This is a genomic window from Acidovorax sp. HMWF029, from assembly GCF_003060895.1.
Lineage (GTDB): Bacteria > Pseudomonadota > Gammaproteobacteria > Burkholderiales > Burkholderiaceae_C > Acidovorax.
This window is the reverse complement of record NZ_QAIH01000007.1, coordinates 39,718-46,092: the sequence shown is the minus strand read 5'-3', so window position 1 is coordinate 46,092 and position 6,375 is coordinate 39,718. Positions and strand designations below refer to the sequence as shown.

The 6,375-nt window shown below is 60.7% G+C and carries 7 protein-coding genes; 5 read left to right on the top strand and 2 right to left on the bottom strand.

The window, feature by feature from the left end:
• Positions 1–172: 172 nt before the first annotated feature.
• On the bottom strand, positions 173–1,477 hold the full coding sequence (gene hemL, locus DBR12_RS00730; protein ID WP_108615498.1) for a glutamate-1-semialdehyde 2,1-aminomutase: 1,305 nt from the start codon (positions 1,475–1,477) through the stop codon (positions 173–175).
• Positions 1,461–2,423, bottom strand: a complete 963-nt coding sequence (locus DBR12_RS00725; protein ID WP_108615497.1) for a bifunctional hydroxymethylpyrimidine kinase/phosphomethylpyrimidine kinase — start codon at positions 2,421–2,423, stop codon at positions 1,461–1,463. Before DBR12_RS00725 ends, hemL begins: the two co-directional genes overlap by 17 nt.
• 94 nt (positions 2,424–2,517) lie before the next feature.
• Between DBR12_RS00725 and DBR12_RS00720 the strand changes: the two genes are divergently transcribed.
• From DBR12_RS00720 to DBR12_RS00700, 5 genes are read left to right on the top strand one after another with little or no spacing between them, the layout of a single operon-like run.
• Positions 2,518–2,691, top strand: coding sequence for a rubredoxin (locus tag DBR12_RS00720; RefSeq protein ID WP_108615496.1), 174 nt, complete (start codon positions 2,518–2,520; stop codon positions 2,689–2,691).
• Positions 2,692–2,750: 59 nt separating this feature from the next.
• On the top strand, positions 2,751–3,149 hold the full coding sequence (locus tag DBR12_RS00715; protein WP_005796099.1) for a PleD family two-component system response regulator: 399 nt from the start codon (positions 2,751–2,753) through the stop codon (positions 3,147–3,149).
• Complete coding sequence (locus DBR12_RS00710) at positions 3,149–3,514, top strand: PleD family two-component system response regulator (protein ID WP_010459520.1); 366 nt, start codon at positions 3,149–3,151, stop codon at positions 3,512–3,514. The genes DBR12_RS00715 and DBR12_RS00710 overlap by 1 nt, the downstream gene beginning before the upstream one ends.
• A 15-nt stretch (positions 3,515–3,529) precedes the next feature.
• Positions 3,530–4,057, top strand: coding sequence for a chemotaxis protein CheW (locus DBR12_RS00705; RefSeq protein ID WP_108615495.1), 528 nt, complete (start codon positions 3,530–3,532; stop codon positions 4,055–4,057).
• Between the two features lie 21 nt (positions 4,058–4,078).
• A complete protein-coding gene (locus DBR12_RS00700) occupies positions 4,079–6,367 on the top strand; it encodes a methyl-accepting chemotaxis protein (RefSeq protein ID WP_108615494.1) in 2,289 nt (762 codons plus the stop codon).
• Positions 6,368–6,375: the final 8 nt, after the last annotated feature.

The following is a 6,375-nucleotide window of genomic DNA, read 5'->3' as shown; positions in this document are numbered from 1 at the left end:
AGGGGAGGAGAGGGGTTTGTCGGTCATGGCGCAGGCCGTTGGGTAAAGCCCCCGAGACTGCCCGCGCCGCATGACGGCGGTGTGAAGCGCGCCGGGGCGGTGTCGCCTCGGCTCAATTCACGGTAAAAATAGGCTCTGCCGCCTATTTAGTAAGCGTTATATGCTATTATTTTTATAGTGTTTTGAACACTTCGCGCGCAGCGGCCACGGTGGCGGCAATGTCGTCGGCCGTGTGGGCGGCGCTTACAAATCCTGCTTCATACAGTGCGGGGGCAATGTAGACGCCCCGGTCCAGCAGGCCGTGAAAGAGCTGGTTGAAGCGTGCACTGTCGGTCTTGAGTACCTGGGCGTAGTTCTGGGGCAGCTCGGGCATCAGGAAGAAGCCGAACATGCCGCCTTCGCAGTCGGTGCTGAAAGGCACGCCTTCAGCAGCTGCTGCTGCGGCCAGGCCATCGACCAGCGAACGGGTGCGGGCCGAGAGTGCATCGAAGAAGTCGGGCTTCTTGATCTCGCGCAGCGTGGCCAGCCCACAGGCGGTGGCCACCGGGTTGCCCGACAACGTGCCGGCCTGGTAGACCCCGCCCAGGGGCGCCAGGTGTTCCATGATGGCGCGTGGCCCACCAAAGGCGGCCAGAGGCATGCCCCCCCCAATCACCTTGCCCAGCACGGTGAGGTCGGGCTTGAAGCCCGGGATGCTTTTGGCGTACACACTTTGGGCGCTGCCCAGCGCCACGCGAAAGCCGGTCATCACTTCGTCGAGCACCAGCAACGCGCCGTACTCGGTGCACAGCTCGCGGCAGCGCTTCATGAAGGGTACGCTGGCGCGCACAAAGTTCATGTTGCCCGCGATGGGCTCGATCATCACGCAGGCCAGTTCCTTGCCGTGCAAGGCAAAGGCTTCTTCAAGCTGGGCGACGTTGTTGTATTCGAGCACGATGGTGTGCTGCACCACTTCGGGCGGCACGCCCGCGCTGGTGGCATTGCCAAACGTGGCCAGGCCCGAGCCCGCCTTGACCAGCAGCGAATCGGCATGGCCGTGGTAGCAGCCCTCGAACTTGATGAACTTGCTGCGGCCGGTGGCACCGCGTGCAAGGCGAATGGCGCTCATGCCCGCTTCGGTGCCCGAGCTGACGAGGCGGATCATCTCCATCGATGGCACCAGGCTCAAGATTTCTTCGGCAAGCTCCACTTCGCGCTCGGTGGGGGCGCCGAAGCTGAAGCCTTCGAGCGCTGCGCTCTGCACGGCTTCGAGCACAGCAGGGTGACCGTGGCCGAGGATCATCGGGCCCCAGGAGCCGATGTAGTCGATGAAGCGCTGGTCGTTGGCATCCCAGAAATAGGCGCCTTGGGCCCGCTTGACGAAGCGAGGCGTGCCGCCTACGGCCTTGAAGGCCCGCACGGGCGAGTTCACGCCGCCGGGGATCAGCGCCTTGGCGCGTTCGAACAGGGGGATGTTGAGGTCAGTGTTTGGTGTCATGGGGGGGCATCACAAAGCCTTCGAGGGCTTGTGCTTCGTCGATCGGGGTCTCTTCATCTTCGTCCGCGCCGGGCTCGTCGTCTTCAGGCTGGGCCCAGAACATGCGGTCGGGCACGATGTGGCCCATGCCGGGGCGAAAGCCGGCGTCCAGGCAACGGTCCAGGTAGCTCAGTGCTTCGCTGGTGGCTTCGCCCAGATCGTTGCCTGCAGCTACCAGGGCAGTGAGCGCAGCCGAGAGCGTGTCGCCTGCGCCTGCGAAAGTGGCATCAAACAGCTCGAACTTGCCGCTGCCCAGCACGGTCTGGGGAGAAGCCAGCACGTTCTCGACAAACTGCTCGGGCAGAGGGATGCCTGTGACCAGGGTATAGGGCACGCCCATCTCGGACGCGGCGCGGGCGATGTCGCGGGCGGTGGGGTTGCGCTCGCCGTTCCAGTCCGGCAGCAGCCAGCGCCACAGGGTGCTGTGGTTTCCAACCAACACTGAGGTCTGCGGCAACAACAATTCGCGGAAGGCGTCCAGGTACTCGTCGATCAGCTCATCACGCCACCAGGAAAGGTTGGGCATGTACGCTATCACCGGGACTTCGTCATAGTCTGTGGTTATTTCGGCGATGGTGCTGATGTTCTCTGGGCTGCCCACGAAGCCCACCTTGATGGCCTGAACCGGCAGGTCCTCCAGTACGGCCCGGGCTTGTTCGGCCACGGCCTCGTCGTCAAAGCCGAAGTGGTCAAAAATCTCTGCTGTGTCGCGGGCGTAGGCACCTGTGACCACGGCAATCGGGTGCCCGCCGACGGATGCAATCGTGGTGATATCTGCGGTAAGGCCACCTGCTCCGCTGGGGTCGCTGGCATTGAAGACAAGCACACATGCAGGGCTTGCTTCCTCCGCGCCGTCATCTTCGATCTCTGTGATTTCTGAGGGGGGAGGAGACGCTTTGATGGTCATGGACCAGATCCTGCTTGAGGGGTGGCACCGAAGCCGCAGCCCATGGAGATGACTAGATACAATCGTTGCATTCTATGTGAAGGCCCTTTAAGCTGTGACCGACTCTAAAACTTGGATGTGTTTGATTTGCGGCTGGATTTATGACGAGGCAGAGGGATCCCCTGAGCACGGCATTGCACCCAGCACGCCCTGGGATCAGGTCCCGATGAATTGGACCTGCCCCGAATGTGGCGCCCGCAAGGAAGATTTCGAGATGGTTCAGATCTGAGACGTTCCAGCACCACTTGCTGCAGCGTTGTTTGTTTTCTCCATCGGGAGCAGTGACAATTGACTACAACAGGCGCATCTTTCAAAGTGCTCGTGGTGGATGACAGCAATACCATCCGTCGAAGCGCCGAGATTTTTCTGAAGCAAGGAGGGCATGAAGTCTTGTTGGCTGACGACGGCTTTGATGCTTTGGCCAAGGTCAACGATTACCAGCCTCAGCTGATTTTCTGCGACATCCTCATGCCCAAGCTCGACGGGTACCAGACCTGCGCCATTATCAAGCGCAATGCCCGTTTTGCAGATACTCCTGTGGTAATGCTGTCCTCCAAGGACGGCGTGTTCGACAAAGCGCGTGGGCGCATGGTCGGCTGCCAAGAATATCTCACCAAGCCATTTACCAAAGACCAGCTGTTGCAAGCCGTTCAACAGTTTGGCAATTCCCAACAAGGAGCCATGTAATGCCCATTCAGAAAGTATTGGTCGTCGACGACTCGAAGACCGAGTTGATGTTTTTGACGGACCTGCTTCAGAAAAAAGGCATGCAAGTCCGTACTGCAGAAAATGCCGACGAAGCATTCCGCCGTCTTGCCGAAGAAAAGCCTGACCTGATTTTGATGGATGTGGTCATGCCTGGCCAGAATGGTTTTCAGCTCACGCGCGCCATTACCCGCGACCCGCTGTATGCCGATGTGCCGATCATTATGTGCACTAGCAAGAATCAGGAAACCGATCGTGTTTGGGGCATGCGTCAGGGCGCGCGCGGCTACATCACCAAGCCGGTGGACCCCGCCGAATTGCAGGCCAAAATCGACGCTCTGAACTGAGGCTGCGGCGCGCTCATGGCCAACCGCGAAGCCCTGCGAGAGCTGCAGACCCGACTTGCCAGCCGCCTGCAGGCTGCAAGAACCGAAGGGACCTCTGTGTCATCCTGGCTGGCTGTCGAGTCCGCCGGGAGTTTCTACTTGTTGCCCCTGGGGCAGTCCGGGGAGATTTTCCCCTGGGCCTCCGTCCAGGCTGTGCCCTACACCCAAAGCTGGTTTCTGGGCGTTGCCAACCTGCGTGGCGGTCTGGTGGGTGTCGTGGACCTGGCGGGCCTGCTGGGGTCGGCAGCTCCCCGCACCGAGCAGGCCCTGGCCGAGTCCAGCCTGCTGGCCTTCAATGCCGCGCTGGATGTCAACGCGGCCTTGCTGGTGGACCGCTTGGCGGGTCTTCGTGGAACCGACGCCTTTGTGTCGTCCGAGCCGCCGGCTGAAGATGCGCCTAGCTTCTTTGGCACCACCTATATCGATTCCAGCGGCTCACGCTGGCAGGAGCTGAACCTCCAGATCCTGTCCCAACATCCCGCATTCCTGAGCATCAGTGCTTGAGTTTTTCTGTAAGGCTGCACCATGTCCGTCGTCAATCAATTTGGAAAACTGTTCAATCGGAAACCCGCTACGCCGGACGCAGGCCCGGCCACCGGCACGGCTGACGATGGGCAGGATGTCCTGGCCACGGGCGCCTTGGATGGCGCACAGTTGCGTGACTCTTATCAGGCGGAGGCCATGAACAGTGTTCAGGGCGATCCCGATGGTTACCCTTCCGAGTTGGCTACAACGGAAACTGATGAGGAGTTGATCTCCCTTCCGTTGCTGGGGCGGTCCACGGCTGCGGGCCACCAACGCCGTCTGCTGGCCCTGCTGCTGGTAGGCGTGCTGGTGCTGGGGGCAATTGCATTCTGGGTGCTGCAGCAGGCTGATCGGTCTGCGCAACAGCTGGCAGCTACCGGCCAATCGCTGATGCAGTCACAGCGTCTGGCCAAGTCGGTGTCGCAGGCATTGGTGGGGAGCCCTCAGGCCTTTCCGGACGTGGTGGAGAGCTCGGGCGTGCTGGCGCGCAACGTGCGCGCCCTCAATGCGGGTGACAGCGAACTGGGTGTTCAATCGCTTGGCGAGCCGTTCAAGCCTGATCTGGATGCCGTCAATCCCTTGATGGAGCGCGCCGAGCGCAACGCCAGTGTGGTGATGGGCCAGCAAAAGATTCTGACCCAGGTGGGTGACGCTCTGCGCACCATCAACCGTCAGTCTTCTGACCTGCTGGAAATCGCTGAAACCGTGTCCTCGCTGAAGCTCCAGCAGAATGCCCCTGCCGCTGAAATTTCAGCCGCTGGCCAGTTGGTGATGTTGACGCAGCGTATCGGCAAGTCGGCCAACGAATTCCAGACCATGGAAGGCGTGAGTCCCGAGGCTGTGTTCCTGTTGGGCAAGGACTTGAATTCGTTCAAGGAAATTGCGCAAGGCCTGCTGGACGGTAGCCCAGAGCTGCGTCTGGCCGCTACCAAAGATGCTCAGACCCGTGAACAACTCGAAGCGTTGGTCAAGCTCTACGAACAGACCCGTACCCAGGCCAGCGCCATTCTGGGCAACCTGCAGGGTCTGGTGTCGGCCCGTGAAGCGCAGTCCGCCATCATTGCCGACAGTGAACCACTGCGCCGCCAACTGGAAGGCCTGCAGACCAAGTTGTCTGCCCAAACCGGTCTGGGGGCGGGGCAGTTTGCCGCACTGGCTCTGGCGGGTTTGTTCGTGCTGCTGTGCGGTATCGGTATTTCGCGCGTTCAGCTGCTTGATAGCCGTGGACGCCAAGCGGCTGCAGAAACGCAGCAGAAAGACGCCAAACGCCAGGAGCAGGAAGCCAAACGCGTCAACGACGCCAACCAGGCAGCCATTTTGCGTTTGATGAACGAGTTGCAGTCGGTCGCTGAAGGTGATTTGACGCAAGAAGCCACGGTGACCGAAGACATTACGGGTGCCATTGCTGACTCGGTGAACTACACGGTGGAAGAACTGCGTCAGTTGGTGGGTAGCGTGCAGAACACGGCTACCCGTGTGGCACAGACGACCGCGCAGGTAGATAACACCTCCACCGAACTGCTGGCCGCATCGACCGAGCAGCTACGTGAAATTCGCGAAACTGGCCGATCTGTTCTGGACATGGCGACCCGAATCAACGAGGTGTCTACCCAGGCCCAAGAGTCCGCCACGGTGGCCCGCCAGTCGCTGCAAGCTGCCGACTCGGGTCTGCAGGCGGTGCAAAACGCCATCGGCGGTATGAACTCCATCCGCGACCAGATTCAGGACACCTCCAAGCGGATCAAGCGCCTTGGCGAATCGTCGCAGGAGATTGGTGAAATCACCGAGCTGATTTCAGACATTACCGAGCAGACGAACGTACTGGCTCTGAATGCCGCCATCCAGGCGGCGTCCGCTGGTGAAGCCGGTCGCGGTTTCTCGGTGGTGGCGGAAGAAGTGCAGCGTCTTGCTGAGCGTTCTGCAGATGCTACGCGCCAGATCTCGGCGCTGGTGAAGGCCATTCAGACAGACACTCAGGATGCTGTGGCCGCTATGGAACGTTCCACGCAGGGTGTGGTGGAGGGGGCTCGCCTCTCCGACTCCGCCGGTACCGCACTGACTGAAATCGACCGCGTGTCTCGCCGTCTTGCTGAGCTGATTGAGCAGATTTCGTCCTCCACCTCGCGTGAAGCCGTTCTGGCCAACGAAGTGGCCGACAACATTCAACACATTTTTGCGGTGACGGAACAAACGGGTGAAGGTACTCGCACCACAGCGCAGCAGGTGCGGGAGTTGTCACACATGGCCGAAGAACTGCGCCAATCGGTGGCACGTTTCAAGATCGCCTGACAGCAGTA